The sequence below is a fragment of the Streptomyces sp. NPDC059456 genome, assembly GCF_042750055.1.
Taxonomy (GTDB): domain Bacteria; phylum Actinomycetota; class Actinomycetes; order Streptomycetales; family Streptomycetaceae; genus Streptomyces.
On the sequence record NZ_JBHYVA010001053.1, the window covers coordinates 1 to 1,790 of the forward strand.

Annotated in this window: 2 protein-coding genes; both read left to right on the forward strand. The window is 77.0% G+C overall.

The genetic code is table 11. The features are described 5' to 3' along the window. Positions 1 to 201: 201 nt before the first annotated feature. On the forward strand, positions 202 to 576 hold the full coding sequence (locus tag ACFXA3_RS42070) for a hypothetical protein (RefSeq protein ID WP_385196724.1): 375 nt from the start codon (positions 202 to 204) through the stop codon (positions 574 to 576). Between the two features lie 46 nt (positions 577 to 622). Continuing rightward, positions 623 to 1,790 (forward strand): molybdopterin oxidoreductase family protein (locus tag ACFXA3_RS42075; protein WP_385196727.1); only part of this gene is annotated, 1,168 nt, incomplete at its 3' end.

A 1,790-nucleotide genomic window follows, 5' to 3' on the forward strand; every position in this document is an offset into this window, starting at 1 on the left:
CAAACGCGCGGGGCCGCGGGGGCGCCCGGCCGGCCCCCGGAAGCCCCCGGCCCCCCCCTGACCCGCCCCCGGCGGCCCCCTGACCCGCCCCCGCCCCGGCCGGACGGGCCACGGCGCTCGGCCCGTCCGCCCCTCGGCCGTTCCGCAGGCGGCGCCGAAATTCGCGCGCCCCGTTCGGGCCGGGCCGGGTACGGTCCGGCGGTGGAACACACCGGCGCCGAGGCAGGCGCACCGCTGCTGCGCGAGGTCTTCCCCTCGCTGACCGCCGAGCTCGTCTCCCTGCTGGAGCAGGAGGACGAGCGGGACCTGGCCGTCGTCGCCCGCGACCTGCGGATCCTGGCCGATTGCGGCTGCGGGGACGACTTCTGCCAGAGCATCCGGACCGCGCCGCACCCGCGCGGAACGCCGTACGGGCCCGACTACCGCTGCGTGCCGCTGCCGGCCGACGACGGGTACCTCGTCCTCGATGTCGTAGGGGGCCGGATCGTGTACGTGGAGGTCCTGTACCGGCCCGAGTTCCGCCTGCCCTCACCGGGCGCCGGCGGGCGTGCTGAGCCGCCCGTACGGGAGGCGTAACCGGGGGCGGCGGCCCGCGTAACACCACCGCCGCACGCTGGACGGCATGCGCATCCCGGACTCCGCCACCGCCACGCACTGCCCGTACTGCGCGCTGCAGTGCGCGATGTTCCTCCGTCCCGAGCCGGGCGGCGCGACGGTCGTGGTGGAGGAGCGGGCCGATTTCCCGGTGAACCGGGGCGCGCTGTGCGGCAAGGGGCGGACCGCCCCCGCCGTGCTCTCCTCCCGGGTGCGCCTGACCGGGCCGCTCGTCCGCACCCACGCCACCGGAGCGCTGGAGCCGGCCACCTGGGAGGAGGCCCTCGACGCCGTCGCCGAGGGCCTCGCCCGGACGGGCCGCGCGTACGGGCCCGACGCGGTCGGCGTGTTCGGGGGCGGCGGCCTGACCAACGAGAAGGCCTACGCGCTCGGCAAGTTCGCCCGGGTCGCCCTGCGGACCTCGCAGATCGACTACAACGGCCGCTTCTGCATGTCCTCGGCCGCCGCCGCCCACCAGCAGGCCTTCGGCCTGGACCGCGGGCTCCCCTTCCCGCTGGAGGACATCCCGCGGACCGGCTGCGTCATCCTCGTCGGCTCGAACCCGGCCGAGACCATGCCGCCCGCCCTGCGCTACCTCACCGAGCTCAAGGCGAACGGCGGCACGCTGATCGTCGTCGACCCGCGCCGTACCCGGACCGCCGACCTGGCCGACCTGCACCTCGCCCCCCGCCCCGGGACCGATCTCGCCCTCGCCCTGGGCCTGCTGCACCTGGTCGTCGCCGAGGGCCGCACCGACGAGGAGTTCATCGCCGGCCGCACCACCGGCTGGGCGGCCGCCCGCGCCGCGGCGATGGCGCACTGGCCGGAGCTGGTGGAGCGGATCACCGGCGTGCCCGTTCCCCGGCTCCGCGAGGCGGTCGCCCTGTTCTGCGCGCCGTCCTCCGCGATGGTCCTGACCGCCCGCGGCCCCGAACAGCAGTCCAAGGGCACCGACACCGTCGGCGCGTGGATCAACCTGTGCCTGGCCACCGGCCGCGCAGGCCGTCCGCTCTCCGGCTACGGCTGCCTCACCGGCCAGGGCAACGGCCAGGGCGGCCGCGAGCACGGCCAGAAGGCCGACCAGCTGCCGGGCTACCGCAAGCTGACCGACCCCGCCGCGCGCGCCCACGTCGCCGGGGTGTGGGGCGTCGACCCCGACGCGCTGCCGGGCCCCGGCCGCAGCGCGTACGAACTCC